This is a genomic window from Rhodococcus koreensis, assembly GCF_017068375.1.
Taxonomy (GTDB): domain Bacteria; phylum Actinomycetota; class Actinomycetes; order Mycobacteriales; family Mycobacteriaceae; genus Rhodococcus_F; species Rhodococcus_F koreensis.
In genome coordinates, this window is record NZ_CP070609.1 from 4,777,336 (window position 1) to 4,793,632 (window position 16,297).

Sequence of the window (16,297 nt, forward strand, 5' to 3'; positions counted from 1 at the left end):
TCCCTGGACTCCTCAGGCGTGCACGGGTGGCGAAGCCGCAACCCCGAGTGAGTAGGCGCCGACGATTTTCGGTGCGGCTGTCTCGTAGAAGCGGTCGAGGTCCTGGATGTCGAAACCGACGTTCGTGACCAGGGCGGGGATGTCGCGGGTGAGGTGGCAACCACCGGCGACGGTTTTCTGGATCGGTTCGAGCCGGCGCTGCCACCGCTGGACGTTTTCGTCCGGGGCGAGACCGTGCTCGACGAAATGCAGTGTGCCGCCGGGTTTCAGGACCCGCCGAATCTCCCGCAGTGCGGCGTCGGCGTCGGGGATGGTGCACATCGTCCAGGTGGACAGTGCGGTGTCGAAACTGTTGTCGGGGAAGGGGAGTGACTGACCGTCGAGGCCGGACCTTTCGACCGGCGTCGTCGACGCCGCCAGGCGCTTGCCGGCCAGCTTCCAGCCGAGGTCGGCGGGTTCGACGGCGCTCACCGACTCGACGGCGGCCGGATAGAACGGGACGTTGAGGCCCGACCCGAATCCGATCTCCACCACGCGCCCGCGCAGCCCGGCGCAGACGCGTCGCCGCGTCGGTTCGGTGAACTTCATCCCGCAACTGATGTCGACGAGTCGCGGAACGATCCGGTCCGAGTAGAACCCCATTTCAGCCCTCCTAGGGCGCTTCGCGCCCGTGCGCCGTTGTGGTAGCTGGAGCAACCAGAAAGGCGCACGGGCGGCGGAGCCGCCTACCGCGGCGCCATGCGCAGGGCGCCGTCCATACGAATGGTCTCACCGTTGAGGTAGTCGTGTTCGACGATCATCTGGACCAGTTGTGCGTACTCGGCGGGCTGTCCGAGACGGGACGGGAACGGCACGCCGGCCTCGAGGCCCTTGCGGTATTCGTCGGTGACACCGGCGAGCATCGGGGTGTCGATGATGCCGGGGGCGATGGTGTTGACGCGGATGCCGAACTGGGCGAGGTCGCGGGCGGCGGGGACGGTCATGCCGTGCACCCCGCCCTTGGATGCGGAGTAGGCGATCTGGCCGATCTGCCCCTCGAAGGCGGCGACGGACGCGGTGTTGACGACGACGCCGCGCTGCCCGGACTCGTCGACGGTGTCGGTCTTGGAGATGGCGTCGGCGGCGAGGCGCAGGACGTTGAACGTGCCGAGCAGGTTGACGGTGATGACGGTGCGGAACAGTTCGAGGTCGTGCGGGCCCTTCTTCGACAGGATGCGGCCGGCCCAGCCGACGCCGGCGCAGTTGACGACGATGCGCAGCGGCAGACCCGACTCGACGATCGTGTCGATCGCGGCCTGGACCTCGTCGCCGCTGGTGACGTCGGTGGCGAGGAGGGTGACGCCGTCGGGGACGGTGTCGCCGGCGCGTTCGATGGACTGCTGCAGGTCCAGTCCGAACACGGTGGCGCCGGCGTCGGCGAGACGCTTGGCGGTGGCGGCACCGAGGCCCGAGGCTGCTCCGGTGACCAGTGCGGCGGTTCCCTGAATTTCCACAGTTCGCATCCTTCGTTTCCGGCGACCTTCGTTGGCCGACCCTGGTGACCTGCACCATAACGGTCGCTCGGTGTGACGGCAGCGCTGAGGGAAGCATTGCCGACGGGGGAGCGGGTAGTTTCTCTCGCGGGTGGAGCGACGACCGTAGGGGGACGGATGACCGAGGATCGGCTCGAAGTGGATCGGGACGCGTTGGTGCGGTGTATCGCCGCGTGCGAGGTGTTGGCGGCGGACATGCGGGATCTGCGGGAGCGGGCGCACCGCGAACTCGCGCCGGAGAACTTCGGCCTCGGCGAAACCCATCTGCGGTCGGCGGCGGAACTGGCCGCGCGGTTCCGGGCGACGGCGATCGGCGGCCCGGGCGTCGCGGAAGAGAATTCGGCGGTCGGGACGTTCGCCGCGCACGAGCGTTACGCCCTGGATCTGAAGGCGAAGTTCGAAGCGGCGCTGGCCCGGTACGACGAGCAGGACGCGGCGACGGCACAGCGTTTCGCGCAACTCTGAGTCAGTGAACGTGCGCCTGCCAGTCCGACGGAACCCGGGGGCCGGGACCGGGGACGGTCTGATCGATCGGATGATGTTGCGGCGGGGCAAGTTCGGGACCTTCGAACGCCGTCTCGGTGGCGTAGTTCCAGAACCAGTCCTCGCCCGGTTCGAAGCTCCGCACGACGGGGTGCCCGGTGTCGGCGGCGTGTTTGGTGGCGTGCTGTTCCGGGGAGGAGTCGCAGCACCCGATGTGACCGCACTGCGCGCAGCGGCGCAGGTGCACCCACCACCCGCCGGCGCTGTCGCATTCGACGCAGCCTTCCCCGCTCGGCGGCACACTCGGGTCGATTCCGTCCAGCTCACCCATCGGTGACTCCTTCTGCTGCTGCGACTTCGGGTTCGATCGGAATGCGGACCTGGAACCGGGTGTCGCCCGGTTCGGATTCCACGCGCAGGTCGCCGCGGTGCTTCTTCACGACGATGCGCCAGGAGATGTCGAGGCCGAGCCCGGTTCCCTCGCCCACGGGTTTCGTGGTGAAGAACGGTTCGAAGATGCGTGACCGGATCTCTTCGGGCACACCCGGTCCGGTGTCGCCGATCTCGATGAGCGCCATGTCGCCGTCGCGCCGGGTGCGGACGGTGAGGGTGCCGTGGCCGTTCATGGCGGCGACCGCGTTGTCGATGAGGTTCGTCCACACCTGATTGAGTTCGGCGGCGTAGGCGGGGATCTGCGGCAGCGTGGGATCGTATTCCTTGACCACCGCGATCGAGTCGCCGATCTTGCGGCCGAGCATCACCAGCGAGCTGTCGAGGAGTTCCCGCAGGTCGATGCGCTGGTAGGGGGCACGGTCCATCTGCGAGTACTGTTTCGCGGCGTTCACGAGCGTGGAGACCCGGGCGGTGGAGTCGGCGATTTCGTTCATCAGCAGTTCGGTCTCGATGGTGTAGTTGAGCCAGCGGATCGCGCTCTCGACCATCGCTGCGTCGTCGACACTGGCGACGATCCGTTCCAGCCACGGCACGTCGAGCCCGGCCTGCACGAACGTGGGCGCCAGGTCCCAGCCGCCGGAGACGCCGTGGTCGTCGAACCAGTCGCCGAGTTCGTCCTCGCGGTCGGACGCCTCGAGGGGAGAGAGCGTCGGCGCCTTCGCCACCAGTTCGGCGGTCTCCTCCTGCAACCGGATCAACGTGGCCAGCGCCTGCCGGTCGTACACCCCCGACGCGATGACACCGAGTTTCTGCCGCATGTGCGACACCCGGTCGCGTAGCGACGCCGTCGCCCGGACCGCGGCGGCCGCCGGGTTGTTCAGCTCGTGCGTGAGCCCCGCCGACAGCGACCCCAGCGCCAGGAGGCGCTCCCGCTGATCGACGACCTGCTTCGCGTTCTGGTTGCCGAAGAACAGTCCCTCCAGCAGGTGCACGGCCATCGGGAACCATTCGCGCATCAGCTGCCCGAACCGGTCGGCGTCGAGGACGAAGAACTTCGACGGCGCGGTGACGCGCATCGACGCGGTGTACGTCTGGGGCGCGCGGTCGCCGAGGTACGACTGCCAGGCCCCGGAGTACACGCCGCGCTGCGACGTCCGGTTGAACTCGATCTCCTCGCCGCCCGACAGCTTGCTCAGCACGAGTTCGCCTTCGATCAGCACGTAGAAGCACGTTGCGATCTCACCCTCCGCGAACACCGGGCCGGGTTCGATCAGCTCGACGTGCCCCTTCTCGCAGAGCTGCTCGAGCTGGTGGTCGGTGAGCTTCTCGAAGAGGAACAGCGTCCTCAGCTCGGGGGGATCGCACGGAAGTCGGCTCATGGTCTGCCCCTGGTCATGGTTGGCCGATGTAGCGGTGGACGAGCATCACGGCCATGGCGCCTTCGCCGACCGCCGACGCCACCCGCTTCGCCGACTCCGAGCGCACGTCCCCGGCGGCGAAGATCCCCGGAACACTGGTCTCGAGGTGGTGCGGGAGACGGTCGAGGGGCCAGCCGCGCGGCGGCTTGCCGTCGACGACGAGGTCGGGGCCGGACACGACGAACCCGTTCTCGTCCCGCGCGACGACGCCGTCGAGCCAGTCGGTTCGCGGGGCGGCGCCGATGAACAGGAACAGGAATCCGGCGTCGACGGTCTGCTCGTCGCCGGTCGCGTTGTTGCGCAGCCGGATCTTCTCGAGGTGCGCGTCGCCCTCGACGCCGATCACCTCGGTGCACGGACGCACGCGGATGCGCGGGTTCCGTTCGATCTGCTGGACGAGGTAGTACGACATCGAATCCTCGAGCGACTGTGCCCGCACGACGATGGTGACCGTCCGGGCGCCCCGTGACAGGTAGACGGCGGCCTGTCCGGCGGAGTTGGCCCCGCCGACGATGTACACGTCCTGGTCGGTGCAGCGGGCCGCCTCGGTGACGGCGGAACCGTAGTAGACGCCGCGGCCGGTGAGGTCGTCGACGCCGGGCGCGGGATGACGCCGGTACGAGACGCCGGTCGCCAGGATGATCGTGTGCGCGTCGACGGTGTCGCCGTCCGCGAACCGGACCGTCCGCGCCGAGCCGTTGACCTCGAGCGCCACGACGTCGCGGGTGGTGATCAGTTCGGCCCCGAACCGGGTGGCCTGCCGGCGGGCCCGTTCGGCGAGTTGCGCGCCGGACACGCCGTCGGGGAACCCGAGGTAGTTTTCGATGCGCGAACTCTGCCCCGCCTGCCCACCGGTGGCCGTCCGCTCGATCAGCGCGGTGCGCAGCCCCTCCGAGGCGCCGTACACGGCGGCGCCGAGACCGGCCGGGCCTCCGCCGACGACGACGAGGTCGTAGAAGTTCTCCGACGGGTCGGTCCGCAGTCCGAGATGCCGGCCCAGTTCGGTGTCCGACGGTTCCACCAGGCATTCGCCGTCGGCGCAGATCACGACCGGCAGGCGACGGCCGTCCTCGCCGGCGGCGCTGAGCAACCGCCCGCCCTCCGGCTCGTCCGACATGTACCAGCGGTACGACAGCTGGTTGCGGGCCAGGAACTCGCGCACCTCCGAAGACCGCGGCGCCCAGCGATGTCCCACGACCTTCGTCTCCTCGGCGGGGTGGTGATCGGACGACGCCCACGCCTCGAGCAGGGCGTCGACCACCGGGTACAGCTTCTCTTCGGGCGGATCCCACGGTTTGAGCAGGTAGTGGTCGAGGTCGATGACGTTGATCGCCTCGATGGCCGCGTCCGTGTCGGCGTACGCGGTGAGCAGCACCCGACGCGCGACCGGGTACAGGTCCATGGCCTTCTCGAGGAACTCGATCCCGCTCATCGCCGGCATGCGGTAGTCCGCGAGGATGGCCGCGACGGGATCGCCGCGCAGCTTCATCTGCTTCATCGCGTCGAGTGCGGATTCGCCGGATTCGGCGCGGATGATCCGGTATTTCTCACCGTATCGGCGCCGCAGATCGCGGGCGACGGCGCGCGACACCCCGGGGTCGTCGTCGACGGTGAGAATCGCAGGCTTGCCGCTCGCTACGGGATGGTTCACACACGCCCTCTCGTCCGTGAGAACTGCGAGGTACTCCAAGGACTCCGAGTATTGCCCCGGGGCGCGTCTTTGTCGACCGGGTTCAGTCCTGGTGCTGCATCTGTTCGGGCTCTGCCGCGGCAGCGCGGCGGCGCCGCGACCACACGGTGCGTCCGGCGGCACCGGCCAGCGCCAGAACGACGACGGCGGCCCCGGCGATCGGACCGGCGATGTTGCCGGGGAACAGGCCCTCGAGCAGCAGCCAGACGCCGAACGCGAAGAACAGCACGGCCGCGCCGATGCGGATGACGCTCTCGGGCAGATGCTTGCCCAGGACGGCGCCGACGACGATGGCCAGGGCATCGGCCGCCACCATGCCGACGGTCGAGCCGATCCACACGCCGATCGTGTCGTGGTCGGTGGCGAGGGTGATGGTGGCGAGCATGGTCTTGTCGCCGAGTTCGGCGAGGAAGAATGCGGAGGTGACGGCCAGGAACGCGGAGCGGGTGGCGCGGCCCGCCTTGAGCTGCTCGTCTTCGCTGAGGTTGTCGCCGCGTAGCGTCCACGCGCCGAAGATCAGGAAGGCGATACCGCCGACGATGCTGATCGCCGCGGTCGGCAGCGCGACGCCGAGGTAGTGGCCGACGGCCACGGACACCAGGTGGACCACGGTGGTCGCGACGGTGATGCCGGCGATGACGACCCACCAGCGGTAGCGCAGGGCGAACGTCATCGCCATCAGCTGGGACTTGTCTCCCAGTTCGGCGACGAAGATCACGCCGAAACTCAGCAGCGCGGCGGTCAGCACGGCACATCCTCCTCCAGTAGTGGGTCGGAGGATGAAATGGATTCCTCCGGCCTGACAGACGCGGCGATGCGTCTGTCGGCCGAAGGTCTCGCCCACCGGTGTGGAAACCGGTCCGCCAGGCCGGGCCCGGAATCTCGCAGTGCGAGATTGCCGCGCCAGTATGTCGACACAGGCGATTGGGGGCTACTCCCCTTCGTTGCGACCCACGTTAGCGAGGGTCGAACGAAAAGGCAAAAGCGACAAGAAGTTTGGGGTACCGGGGGCTCAAACTTCGGGTACCCTCACGAGGCCAGCAGCATGGCCAAAACAGCGGTGTCGGGATCGCTGATCGGGTCGATGCCGACCCGGCTGACCATGGACGTCACCGTCCCGTCCGCCTCCGCCTCCACCCACGCCGCGCGGTGTTCGAGGCCGAGGTGGGGGAGACCCGGGAGCAGAACACAGCCCGAGGCCGCGCCCGCGCACTCCGGGAGCGACGGGGTGGTCTCCGACGGCGGGTGCAGCATCATCAGCGCCGGCGGCAGATGATCCGCGAACCGGCCCGGAGCGAGCGCGAACTCCCCGAGGACCGTGCCCTCGGCCACCACGAGACCAACCGTCTCGGGCTCGGGTTCCTCGGGCAGGTCCTCGTGCGCTCCGAAGACCGTGGTGGTGCGGAGCAACCCCGGAACGCACGCCACCCGCACGGCGAGCGCCAGGAGCTGAGCCCACTCCTTGGTGGTGTCGGGCCAGCGCCCGGAAATGACGAATCCCCGCAAGGTACCCGCGGCCTGGAAGGGCGAGATGCCGATGTAGCCGTCCCTGTTCATCTCTGCCTCCTCGGTGTGTGATGACACGCTTCGAACATGATTCGTTCTGCACACCTCGTTGGGTACTTGAAGAATGCGCCCGACAGTGCCTGGCACACAAGAGCATGGGAGTGCTAACTGCCTCAGGTGAACACAGACGTCTCAGAGAATCCTCAGAATCGTCACAATCTGCCGCTACGAAAGCCACCTACCCTCACCGGAATGACCTCTGAGCGCACACGGAATTCCGCGAATCACGCCCGAACCGAGTCGACGCGAAAGGTCCTCACACCGCGGCGGGTCGCCGCGGCCGCCATGGCAGGTCTGGTCCTGGCATCCGCAGGCGGGCTCGGATACGTGTTCCTCGGCGACGGCTCGGCCGACAGCCGGACCGTGGCGATCGTCAACACCGACGCCGGCGCGACCGTGGACGGAAAACCGGTGCGGGCGAGCGACACCCTGATCGAGAAGCTCGAGGCGAACGGGGCGTTCGACTGGCAGGTGGTCGACGCGGGCGCGGCGGCGGGCGGCGACTGGTTCGCCACGGTGACCGTGCCCGAGGACTTCAGCGAGGCCGTCTCCTCGGTGTGGGGTGCGAAGCCGCGGCAGGCGACCCTCGACCTCGACGTCGCGGGTTCCGACTCCGCGGCGTCCGAGGAACTGTCCGGGGTGGTGTCCTCCCAGATCGGCGCGGACGGCATCACGGATCTGCTGGCGGACATGTCCTCGTCGCGGACGCGGTTCCAGCAGGCGGGAATGACGGCCGGGTTCCTCGCGGCCGGGACCGCCGCGGCGGACGATGCTGCGCAACAGCTCACCGAGGGCGCCGACACCCTGCTCCCGTATCTCGAGACGGCCCGAGCCGGTTCGGTGCAACTGCTGGAGGTGGCCGATCAGGTGGCGGGCGTGGTCGGTGAGACGTCGGGAACGGCCAACGGCCTCGCGGACCGGCTGAGCGCGCTGGGGCTGACCCTGGGCCAAGCGAACGCCAGCGCGACCCAGATGCGCACCAGGATCGACGACGCGATCCGCGTCCTCGACGCCACACCCGTTGCATCGGACGTGGTCCCGTCGCTCCGGCAGGTCGGTGCCGACCTCGACCTGCTCTCCGCTCAGCTGGGTTCGGTGCCCGGTCTGCTCGGCGGACAGGTCGGCCCCGAAACCGACCTCGGCGAACTCGTGCGGGTGGCGATGGGTCAACTCACCGACGCCAGCGCTCAGCTGAGCAGCGGGGCCCGGCAACTGAACGACGGCATCGTCCCGATCGCCGATCAGGCGCCTGCGATGCTCGAGGGCGCCACCTCGCAGATCGTCGACGGGTTCGCGAAGCTGAAGACGCTGTCCGGGCAGCTGTCCACGGACCTCAACAACGGGGTCGCGGCGATGCCGGTGCGCACGGCGGCCCAGCAGAATCAGCTGGCGACGGTGCTCGCCGAACCGGTCGCGGTGACGCGCACGCTGTCCGCACCGGCGCCGATCCTCACCGCCGAGCACCTCGCCGTCGGCTTCGGGATCACCACCGTGCTGCTCGCCGGCGCCGTCGTGTGGATGGGCCTGCGGCGCAGGGCCTGACCGTCAGCCGGCGTCCTGGATCCGACGCCACGGCGCGGCCTGCTCGAGTTCGAACGCCAACTCGAGCAGGGTCCGCTCGTCGCCGTGGTCGGCCGAGAAGTGCGACGCCAGCGGCAGACCGCGGGACGTCTCGTGCATCGGCAGCGAGATGGCGGGCCCGCCCGACGCGTTGTTCAGCGGCGTGAACGCCGTGTAGGCGATCAGCTTGTCGAACAGTTCCTCGAAACTCTGTGCCGGCGAAAGATATCCGAGCTCCGGAGTGGTGTGGGCCAGGGTCGGGGACAGGATCACGTCGTACTTCTGGAAGATCTGCGCGTACTCGCGGTACGTGCGCCGCAACCGGTACAGCACCCGCGGCGTCTTCGCGATGTTCTTGCGGTACATCGCGGCGAGTCCGCGCGTCAGGTTGTCCGTGGCGTCGCGGTCGAAGTCCGGTCCGAGCATCCGTTTGCCGTTGCTGGAGATGACGAACGACAGGAACCCCCAGTAGATGCAGAAGTCCTCGACGAACGAGGTGCCCACCGGCATCGGGCACTCCTCGACGTGGTGGCCGAGATCCGCGAGCAGATCGGCGGTCGCGTGGACCGATTTGCGGGTCTCGTCGTCCGTGCGGGACGCGGTGACCGAATCGACCACCACCCCGACCTTCAGGCGGGTGTTGCTCGGCCCCTCGACCAACCGGATGGGCGGCAGCGTGGGATTGCGGTAGTAGCGTTCGGCGGCCGCCATCCACCGTGCGGTGTCCCGCACCGAGCGGGTGACGGCGCCCTGCGCGATGATCCGGATCGGCAGCGTCTTGTCCATGGCGTCGGGGACCGTCCGCCCGCGGGACGGTTTCAGGCCGACGAGACCACAGGCGGCGGCGGGGATGCGGATGGATCCGCCGCCGTCGTTGGCGTGCGCGATGGGCACCACACCCGAGGCGACGAGCGCCGCCGAACCACCCGACGACGCACCCGGCGAAAACGCGGGATTCCACGGATTGTGCACGGCCTCGGCGTCCATGAACTCGGTGGACGCGCTGAACCCGAACTCCGGCAGCCTGCTCTTGCCCAGCGAGAGCACACCCGTGGACAGGTACTGCGTGACGAAGTCGCTGTCCACCCGGGCGGGTTTCGCGGCGAACGCGACGCTGCCGTGCTGGGTGGGCACTCCGGCGACGTCCACATTGTCCTTGACGACGGTCGGCACTCCCGCGAACACGCCCTCGTGCGGGCGGTCCGCCTCCGTCAGTGCACGATCGAAGTCGGCGAACGCCAGGGCGTTCAGCGCCGGCCCGACCGACTCGGCGCGCGCGATCGCCGCCTCCGTCACCTCGCGGACCGACACCTCCCCGGCGGCGATCCGGGCCGCGAGGCCGGTGGCGTCGAGGTCGCCGAGCGCGTCGTCGCGGAAGGCGTGGACGACGGTGTCGTCCCTGGCAGGGATGCTGGACTCGGTCACTCGAGAAGCCTATTGGACGCTCGGCCTGCTCGGACGGGATTTCGCACCCGAAACGGCCACGGGCGCCCGGAACACCGAGACGGTGTTCCGGGCGCCCGTGGCCGCGAAAAGCGAGAACTAGACGATCAGGCCCGCGGTCTGGGTGCGTGCCTTCTCGAAGCGAGCGGCGACGTCGGCCCAGTTCACGATGTTCCAGAATGCCTTGACGTAGTCGCCCTTGACGTTCTGGTAGTCGAGGTAGAAGGCGTGCTCCCACATGTCGAGGAGCAGCAGCGGCGTGAGGCCGATCGGGATGTTGCCCTGCTGGTCGTACAGCTGCACGATGAGCAGGCGCTGGCCGATGGAATCCCAGGCCAGGATGGACCAGCCGGAGCCCTGAATGGCGTTGGCGTTGGCCGAGAAGTGGTTGCGGAAAGCGTCGAAGCCGCCGAACTGGTCGTCGATCGCGGCCGCGAGCTCACCGGTCGGCTTGTCGCCGCCGTCCGGGGAGAGGTTGTTCCAGAAGACGGTGTGGTTCGTGTGGCCGCCCAGGTGGAAGGCGAGGTTCTTCTCGTGCAGGTTGACCACGGCGGGCAGGGTGTCCGACTCGCGGAGCTCGGCCAGCTTGTCGAGCGCCGTGTTGGCACCGGTCACGTACGCGGCGTGATGCTTGTCGTGGTGCAGTTCCATGATCTTGCCGGAGATGTGCGGCTCGAGAGCTGCATAGTCGTACGGGAGTTCCGGCAGCGTGTAAACAGACACGAGGGTCCCTTCATCAACGGGCTGTGAGCCCTGGTGTGTTCCGGGTGTCGACGGCACGTGGGCACGCGCCTGACACCCGCCTTTGGCGAATCGTTCTCGGGTATATACCCAATCTCATTGGTACACCCTGCGCAACAGTTGGGGTCACGGAGCGATTCCCGGAACGGAAAGTTCGGGCACCCGAAGAAAGGCTGGCACGGCGACACTGAATGTCGTGAGAATTCGTCCGAGCGGTGAACGGAACCTTAAGCTGACGCGATGCCTTCGCTGACACCTGTTGCAGATTCGCATGCGGCCGCGCCGCGTGTGGAGCTCACGGGCGCGAATCTGCTCCGCTTTTTCGCTGTTCTGGCCGTGATCTACTCACACATCTCGTTCTATCTGATCGACGACCTCGGAACCGGATGGTGGTTCATCGACGTCGTCTATCAGATCTTCATCGAGCGGGGCGGACTCAACCAGCATCTGTCGTTTCTCGGGGTCGCCGTCTTCATGATGCTGACCGGTTTGTTGATCACCCGTTCGGCCATTCGCCATGAACCCGGGCAGTTCCTGTTCAATCGGCTCGGCCGCATCCTGCCCGCATTCTGGGTGGCCGTCCTCGCCGCGATCGTGCTGGTCCGCCTCGGCATCAACGGCATGTTCAGCGGCCAGGACGGGGTGTCGAACGTCGACGCCGCGCTGAGTTTCGTGCTCGGCGGTTTCTTCCTCAAACCGGAGGTCGCGGTGCTGGGGGTCACGTGGACCCTCGCCGTGCAGATCGTGTTCTACTTCGCCTGCGTCGCCGCGCGTCCCGTGCTGCGGACCCTGCCCATCGCGATGCCGATGGCCGGCGCCTCGATCTGCGCCCTGATCCTGCTCTACAACCTGTACGTGCCGCAGCCGTACACGGTCCCGATGCTGTCGAAGATCGCCGCGACGCTGCCCGCCGTGTTCCTCGGGCAGATCATCTACCTCGGCTGGGCGCGGCTCGCGGACTGCCGGTGGATCGTCGTCGCCGGGCTGGCGCAGGTCGAGGTGATCCGCCTCGCCACCGACTTCCGCGTGTACTGGGCGGGCGATCACTACCTCTGGACGTTCGCCGTCGTCACCGCGTGCGTCGTGCTGGTGGGCCGGTACGACGGACCCGCGGCGCACTGGGCCGTGGTGCGGTGGACCGCGACCCGCAGTTACGCGATCTACCTCGTCCACACCCTGATCCTCTATCGGGTGTACGAGCACACGGTCGGCTCGTTCGGCGAGACCGGGGCCGTCATCGCGTTTCTGGTGGTGACGGCGCTGGTGTCGGAGGCGCTCTATCGGTGGGTGGAGGTGCCGGCGACGGGCTGGGTCACCGCCCGCGCCGAGCGGATGCGCATGCAGTCGGCGCTCGCCCGGGAGACCACTCCGGCACCGCGCGTAGCATCGAACCATGTCTTGGTACGACGAGCTTCTGGGTCGAGCAGCCGCTAAGTCCGTGATGGTCACCGCTGAGGACGCCCTCCCCGGACGTAGTCAGCCGATCCCGGTTCCGGCGACGCACTTCGTCAACGGTCACCCCCTGAAACCCCCGTTCCCCGAGGGCATGCAGACCGCGGTGCTGGGCATGGGATGTTTCTGGGGCGCCGAGAAGGAGTTCTGGCAACTCGACGGCGTCTACACCACCGCGGTGGGGTACGCAGGCGGTTACACGCCGAACCCCACCTACGAGGAGACCTGCTCGGGACGCACCGGGCACACCGAGGCGGTGCTCGTGGTCTTCGATCCGAAGGTGATCTCCTACGCCGAGATCCTCAAGGAGTTCTGGGAGAACCACGATCCCACGCAGGGTATGCGGCAGGGCAACGATCAGGGAACGCAGTACCGTTCGGCCATCTACACCATCGACGAACAGCAGGTGGAGATCGCCGAGGCCACCGGTGAGGCCTTCGAGAAGCGGCTCGCCGAAGCCGGGTACGGCGCGATCACCACGGAGATCGCGCCGCTCACGCAGTTCTACTACGCCGAGGACTACCACCAGCAGTACCTCGCGAAGAACCCCGGCGGATACTGCCCCGTGCACGCGACCGGCGTCAGCTGCCCCGTCGGCCTGTTGAAGCAGGACGAGGTCCCGGCGCAGACCGACATCCTGCCGCCCTCGTAGGTCCCGGACTCTCAACCACGGGTCGCGGACCACGTGAGCACTGCGGACGCCGCGATGGCGCTGACTGTGCGCACGTGGTTCCACCCGGTCCAGCCCGACACGTAGTCGCGCCAGAAGTCCGCCGAGCCCGTCGCGTAGGGATCGATCGCGTCCAGCGCGTTGTTGTGCGGCACGTGGTAGACGATGGTCAGGACGATTCCCACGAGATACAGCGCGCACGCGATCACCGCGTAGACGGCCGAACCGTCGTGCCGCACCACACTGACGATCGCGAGCGCGATCGACGTCAGCGCGGTGCCGAACAGCGCCGTCATGAACCAGAAGTTCGGCGCCTCGCGGTTGATCGCCTGCATCGCCGAGATGCCCTGGGCCGGATCCAGGCGACCGAGCCCGGTCATGATGAACGTGGAGAACGCGAACATCACCCCGCCCACCACGCCGGCGCCGACCGCCGTGACGATCGTCAGATAGCGCTCCATGATCAAACCCTCCAGACCCCGGCCGCTGCTGCGGCGCGGACGTAGTCGGTGAAGTCGCGGGGCGCGCGCCCCAGTGCGCGTTCCACCCCGTCGGTGAGTGAGGCGTTGCGTCCGTCCAGCACCTCGTCGAACAGGTAGGTGAGCAGGCCGATCGCGTCGGACGGTACCCCCTGGCCTGCCAGCGCCGTCGAGTACTCCTCCGAAGTAACTGGCGTGTATCGGATTTCGCGGCCGGTTGCCTCCGCGATCTCGGCGACGGCGTCGCCGAACGACAGCAATCGGGGCCCGGTCAGTTCGTAGAGTTCGCCGGCGTGACCGTCCTCGGTCAATGCGGCGACGGCGATCTCGGCGAGATCGTCCGCGTCGACGAACGGTTCGAGCACGTGCCCGTCGACGGGCAGCGCGAGGTCGCCGGTGAGCAGCGAGTCGAGCATGAAACTCTCGCCGAAATTCTGGCCGAACCAACTGGACCGCAGGATCGTCCACTCGGCGCCCGCCGTGCGGATCGCGAGTTCGCCACGCTCCGCCTCGGTTTCACCGCGACCGGACAGCAGGACGAGGCGACGCGCCCCGTTCGCGACGGCCAGGCCGGCGAACTCCTCGACGGCCTCCGCCGCTCCCGGCACCGCGAGATCCGGGTAGTACGCGATGTACACCGAGGTGATGCCGTCGAGCGCCGGAAGCCAGGTGTCCCGGTTCTCCCAGTCGAACGGGGGAGTGCCGACCCGGGAGGCGCCGCGGGCGGGCACGCCTGCGGCGGTGAGCCGGGCAAGGACGCGGCTGCCGACCTTGCCGGTGGCGGTGAGGACGAGGGTGTGCGGAGTCGTTGTCATGTTTCAGTCAAGACGGCGGCAGCGAGACTTTCCATGGTTGAAAAGCGCTGTTCCATACGCGAGCGTCTACGCTGAACGTGTGGATCCCCTCGCCGGTCTCATCAGTGGTCCCCGCGCCGCCGGAGCATTCGTGCTCCGATCGATCATGGAACCGCCGTGGTCGCTGCAGATCGACGACCACGCGCCGCTCAGCCTCGTCGCGATGGGCCGCGGCGAAGCCTGGATCCTCCCGCACACCGGCGAACCGGTGCAGCTCACCGAAGGCGACGTCGCGATCATCCGCGGCCCCGAGCGGTACGTCGTCGCCGACCACCCGGACACCCCGCCGCACGTGATCATCAACCCCGACCAGAGTTGCACGACGCTCCGCGGCGAACCGCTCGCCGAGGCGATGGACCTCGGCGTGCGCACCTGGGGCAACAGCGCGAACGGCCGCACGGTCATGCTGACCGGCACGTATCAAACCCCCGGCGAGATCAGCCGGCGACTGCTGTCCGCGCTCCCCGAACTCGTCGTGCAGCGCCGCGCCGACTGGGACTCCCGGCTCGTCACGCTCATGCACGACGAAGTGGTGCGCGACGAGCCCGGGCAGGAAGCGGTCCTCGACCGCCTCCTCGACCTGCTGCTGATCGCCGTGCTGCGCGCCTGGTTCGCGAGGCCGGCGGCCGAAGCGCCGTCCTGGGTGCGGGCGCAGGGCGACCCGGTGGTCGGCAAGGCGATGCGCATCCTGCAGAACAACCCCTCACACCAGTGGACGGTGGAGTCGCTCGCCGCGGAAACCGGACTGTCGCGGGCGGCCCTCGCCCGCCGGTTCACGGAACTCGTCGGCGAACCGCCTATGACCTTCCTCGCAGGCTGGCGGCTGTCCCTGGCCGCGGATCTGCTTCGCGAACCCGACGCCACGGTCGCGTCGGTGGCGCAACGGGTGGGATACGGGAGTGCATTCGCGTTGAGTGCGGCGTTCAAACGCGTGCGCGGAGTGAGCCCCAAGGAGCATCGTGAGATGGCGGAGAGCAGATGAGTGTATTACGGCACAGTGCCCAATAACACACCGGATCGACTTGATCTTGTTTGCCTTGCGTACGACCCTGGATGGTAGGGAATTGTCGGCGAGAGGACCGGATCCGGAATGTGGAACAACTCTCAACCACGAGGGCTGCGCAAGCGGTCGGCTCGTCAGCGGCACAACCCGCTTCTCCGGCGCTCGGACCGGATCGAGAACATGCTCACCCTCGCGGTCGTGGTGCTCGCCTTCGCGATGCTGCCCCTCGCCATCCTCGTGGGCGCCCGGACCATCGACAGTCAGCTGACGCTGGCGGAGAAGCAGGTCGCGGACTACCGCACCGTCACCGCCACCACGCTCGCCGACTCCACCGGTGTGTCCGTCACCTCCGACGTCGCACCGTCGGGCGTCGACACCGCCCCCGCCAAGTGGGCCTGGGGTGACGAAACCCGGCACGCCGACATCACGGTCGACCCCGCAACTCCTTCGGGAACGAAGCAGGACATCTGGGTCAACGCCGACGGCAACCTCACCACCGAACCGATGTCGTCGTCCGCCGCCCGCGTGGCCGGCGTGATCGCCGGACTGTTCACCTGGTTCGCGGTGATGATGATCGCGCTGTCCGGCTTCCTCATCTGCCGCGCCTCCCTGAACCGCTCCCGCGACGCGCAGTGGGACCGCGACCTCCGCCAGTTCCTGGATTCGACCACCCGGCACTGAGCCGGGATCAGCTGATCGCACCCCGGAATTCGACCGCGTGCTGCGCGGCCTGCGTGGTGACGGCGATGTCGGCAACCGGGTAGACGTGGAACTCGAAGAAGGGCCCGAACTTCGTCGGACCGTCCAGGATGTCGTTCGGATCGTCCGCCTCGACGAACGCGAATCCGCCGGTGCCGTCCAGGCGGCCGAGGAACTGATGGAAGTTCGCCCCTTCGGCCGGCGTCCATCTTGCGAACACTTCGAGGCTCCGCCGTGCGGCCTCCTCGTTCTCGGCGGCGGAACCGCCCTCACGCACCGTCCACGTAATCACGTACTTCATCGCACCTGTTCAT

The 16,297-nt window shown here is 68.1% G+C and carries 18 protein-coding genes; 6 read left to right on the plus strand and 12 right to left on the minus strand.

Translation table 11 applies throughout. From position 1 onward, the window contains the following. Positions 1-12: 12 nt before the first annotated feature. Together JWS14_RS21915 and JWS14_RS21920 are read right to left on the minus strand one after the other, a co-directional pair. Positions 13-642, minus strand: a complete 630-nt coding sequence (locus tag JWS14_RS21915) for a class I SAM-dependent methyltransferase (RefSeq protein ID WP_206014351.1) — start codon at positions 640-642, stop codon at positions 13-15. A gap of 83 nt (positions 643-725) precedes the next feature. Continuing rightward, entirely contained in the window at positions 726-1,493 is a 768-nt protein-coding gene (locus JWS14_RS21920; RefSeq protein WP_206014352.1) for an SDR family NAD(P)-dependent oxidoreductase, read from the minus strand. A gap of 156 nt (positions 1,494-1,649) precedes the next feature. Here JWS14_RS21920 and JWS14_RS21925 point away from each other — a divergent pair, with 156 nt between their 5' ends. Then, the gene (locus JWS14_RS21925) at positions 1,650-1,997 is read left to right on the plus strand and encodes a hypothetical protein (RefSeq protein ID WP_072938728.1); all 348 of its coding nucleotides are present in this window, start codon (positions 1,650-1,652) and stop codon (positions 1,995-1,997) included. 1 nt (position 1,998) lies between these two features. Here JWS14_RS21925 and JWS14_RS21930 read toward each other — a convergent pair whose 3' ends face one another. The 5 genes from JWS14_RS21930 to JWS14_RS21950 all read right to left on the minus strand — a co-directional run bounded on the left by JWS14_RS21930 (position 1,999) and on the right by JWS14_RS21950 (position 7,073). Beyond that, positions 1,999-2,346, minus strand: coding sequence for a UBP-type zinc finger domain-containing protein (locus tag JWS14_RS21930; RefSeq protein WP_206014353.1), 348 nt, complete (start codon positions 2,344-2,346; stop codon positions 1,999-2,001). Further along, positions 2,339-3,787, minus strand: a complete 1,449-nt coding sequence (locus JWS14_RS21935) for an ATP-binding protein (RefSeq protein ID WP_072938722.1) — start codon at positions 3,785-3,787, stop codon at positions 2,339-2,341. The genes JWS14_RS21930 and JWS14_RS21935 overlap by 8 nt, the downstream gene beginning before the upstream one ends. Positions 3,788-3,800: 13 nt before the next feature. Then, positions 3,801-5,477, minus strand: coding sequence for an NAD(P)/FAD-dependent oxidoreductase (locus tag JWS14_RS21940; protein WP_072938720.1), 1,677 nt, complete (start codon positions 5,475-5,477; stop codon positions 3,801-3,803). 82 nt (positions 5,478-5,559) lie between these two features. Further along, on the minus strand, positions 5,560-6,264 hold the full coding sequence (locus JWS14_RS21945) for a TMEM165/GDT1 family protein (protein ID WP_095862800.1): 705 nt from the start codon (positions 6,262-6,264) through the stop codon (positions 5,560-5,562). 281 nt (positions 6,265-6,545) lie between these two features. Next, positions 6,546-7,073, minus strand: coding sequence for a peptidase (locus JWS14_RS21950; protein ID WP_072938714.1), 528 nt, complete (start codon positions 7,071-7,073; stop codon positions 6,546-6,548). 201 nt (positions 7,074-7,274) lie between these two features. Here JWS14_RS21950 and JWS14_RS21955 point away from each other — a divergent pair, with 201 nt between their 5' ends. After that, positions 7,275-8,624: a YhgE/Pip domain-containing protein gene (locus JWS14_RS21955; RefSeq protein WP_206014354.1), complete on the plus strand. Its 1,350-nt coding sequence runs from the start codon at positions 7,275-7,277 to the stop codon at positions 8,622-8,624. 3 nt (positions 8,625-8,627) lie between these two features. Here JWS14_RS21955 and JWS14_RS21960 read toward each other — a convergent pair whose 3' ends face one another. Together JWS14_RS21960 and JWS14_RS21965 are read right to left on the minus strand one after the other, a co-directional pair. Beyond that, positions 8,628-10,067 carry an amidase gene (locus tag JWS14_RS21960; RefSeq protein ID WP_206014355.1) on the minus strand — a complete coding sequence of 480 codons (1,440 nt, stop codon included), beginning with the start codon at positions 10,065-10,067 and terminating at the stop codon, positions 8,628-8,630. Between the two features lie 117 nt (positions 10,068-10,184). Continuing rightward, entirely contained in the window at positions 10,185-10,808 is a 624-nt protein-coding gene (locus JWS14_RS21965; RefSeq protein ID WP_012691075.1) for a superoxide dismutase, read from the minus strand. 258 nt (positions 10,809-11,066) lie between these two features. On the opposite strand from JWS14_RS21965, the gene JWS14_RS21970 reads away from it, so the two are divergent. Together JWS14_RS21970 and msrA are read left to right on the plus strand one after the other, a co-directional pair. Next, complete coding sequence (locus tag JWS14_RS21970; RefSeq protein WP_206014356.1) at positions 11,067-12,260, plus strand: acyltransferase family protein; 1,194 nt, start codon at positions 11,067-11,069, stop codon at positions 12,258-12,260. Next, positions 12,220-12,930 (plus strand): peptide-methionine (S)-S-oxide reductase MsrA, encoded by a 711-nt coding sequence (gene msrA, locus JWS14_RS21975; protein ID WP_072938700.1) that lies wholly within the window; start codon positions 12,220-12,222, stop codon positions 12,928-12,930. The genes JWS14_RS21970 and msrA overlap by 41 nt, the downstream gene beginning before the upstream one ends. Positions 12,931-12,941: 11 nt before the next feature. On the opposite strand, the gene JWS14_RS21980 is transcribed toward msrA, so the two are convergent. Then, on the minus strand, positions 12,942-13,409 hold the full coding sequence (locus JWS14_RS21980; RefSeq protein WP_072938697.1) for an anthrone oxygenase family protein: 468 nt from the start codon (positions 13,407-13,409) through the stop codon (positions 12,942-12,944). A 2-nt stretch (positions 13,410-13,411) separates the two neighbouring features. Next, complete coding sequence (locus JWS14_RS21985; protein ID WP_206014357.1) at positions 13,412-14,242, minus strand: Rossmann-fold NAD(P)-binding domain-containing protein; 831 nt, start codon at positions 14,240-14,242, stop codon at positions 13,412-13,414. Between the two features lie 79 nt (positions 14,243-14,321). Between JWS14_RS21985 and JWS14_RS21990 the strand changes: the two genes are divergently transcribed. Beyond that, a complete protein-coding gene (locus JWS14_RS21990) occupies positions 14,322-15,263 on the plus strand; it encodes an AraC family transcriptional regulator (protein WP_206014358.1) in 942 nt (313 codons plus the stop codon). A gap of 108 nt (positions 15,264-15,371) precedes the next feature. Continuing rightward, positions 15,372-15,965, plus strand: coding sequence for an Rv1733c family protein (locus JWS14_RS21995; protein WP_072938689.1), 594 nt, complete (start codon positions 15,372-15,374; stop codon positions 15,963-15,965). A 7-nt stretch (positions 15,966-15,972) separates the two neighbouring features. Here the strand turns inward: JWS14_RS21995 and JWS14_RS22000 are convergent, their stop codons facing one another. Next, the gene (locus JWS14_RS22000) at positions 15,973-16,284 is read right to left on the minus strand and encodes a DUF3303 domain-containing protein (protein ID WP_072938686.1); all 312 of its coding nucleotides are present in this window, start codon (positions 16,282-16,284) and stop codon (positions 15,973-15,975) included. Between the last annotated feature and the right edge of the window lie 13 nt (positions 16,285-16,297).

Coding starts and splice junctions, on each gene's coding strand:
- JWS14_RS21915 (WP_206014351.1), bottom strand. CDS start 642: ATGGGGTTCTACTCGGACCGGATCGTTCCGCGACTCGTCGACATCAGT.
- JWS14_RS21925 (WP_072938728.1), top strand. CDS start 1,650: ATGACCGAGGATCGGCTCGAAGTGGATCGGGACGCGTTGGTGCGGTGT.
- JWS14_RS21930 (WP_206014353.1), bottom strand. CDS start 2,346: ATGGGTGAGCTGGACGGAATCGACCCGAGTGTGCCGCCGAGCGGGGAA.
- JWS14_RS21935 (WP_072938722.1), bottom strand. CDS start 3,787: ATGAGCCGACTTCCGTGCGATCCCCCCGAGCTGAGGACGCTGTTCCTC.
- JWS14_RS21950 (WP_072938714.1), bottom strand. CDS start 7,073: ATGAACAGGGACGGCTACATCGGCATCTCGCCCTTCCAGGCCGCGGGT.
- JWS14_RS21955 (WP_206014354.1), top strand. CDS start 7,275: ATGACCTCTGAGCGCACACGGAATTCCGCGAATCACGCCCGAACCGAG.
- JWS14_RS21970 (WP_206014356.1), top strand. CDS start 11,067: ATGCCTTCGCTGACACCTGTTGCAGATTCGCATGCGGCCGCGCCGCGT.
- msrA (WP_072938700.1), top strand. CDS start 12,220: ATGTCTTGGTACGACGAGCTTCTGGGTCGAGCAGCCGCTAAGTCCGTG.
- JWS14_RS21980 (WP_072938697.1), bottom strand. CDS start 13,409: ATGGAGCGCTATCTGACGATCGTCACGGCGGTCGGCGCCGGCGTGGTG.
- JWS14_RS21985 (WP_206014357.1), bottom strand. CDS start 14,242: ATGACAACGACTCCGCACACCCTCGTCCTCACCGCCACCGGCAAGGTC.
- JWS14_RS21995 (WP_072938689.1), top strand. CDS start 15,372: ATGTGGAACAACTCTCAACCACGAGGGCTGCGCAAGCGGTCGGCTCGT.
- JWS14_RS22000 (WP_072938686.1), bottom strand. CDS start 16,284: ATGAAGTACGTGATTACGTGGACGGTGCGTGAGGGCGGTTCCGCCGCC.